Consider the following 228-nt stretch of genomic DNA (forward strand, 5'->3'; position numbering starts at 1 on the left):
CGACATAAATCGAGCAGATCTTCTCTTGCATCAGGGTAATCCTGAAGCGCTGCACGACGGTACCATTTGAAAGCCTCTGTCAGATTGATCTCGCAGCCCACGCCGTGCTCTTTCATTTGGGCTAGCCTGTATTGCGCACCGGCATGATCCTGGTTTGCGGCCTGGCCGTACCATCTCACGGCGTCTGTTGGATCGATATCGCAACCGTCGCCGTCCTCTCTCATCAAG

Annotated in this window: 1 protein-coding gene; it reads right to left on the bottom strand. The window is 54.8% G+C overall.

Translation table 11 applies throughout. The annotated features are described in order from the left end of the window. Window positions 1–224, bottom strand: a 224-nt coding sequence (locus AF337_RS13805) for a tetratricopeptide repeat protein (RefSeq protein WP_244471251.1), incomplete at its 3' end; no start/stop codon positions are given. Window positions 225–228: the final 4 nt, after the last annotated feature.

Source organism: Rhizobium ecuadorense (genome assembly GCF_001187535.1).
GTDB classification, from domain to species: Bacteria; Pseudomonadota; Alphaproteobacteria; order Rhizobiales; family Rhizobiaceae; genus Rhizobium; species Rhizobium ecuadorense.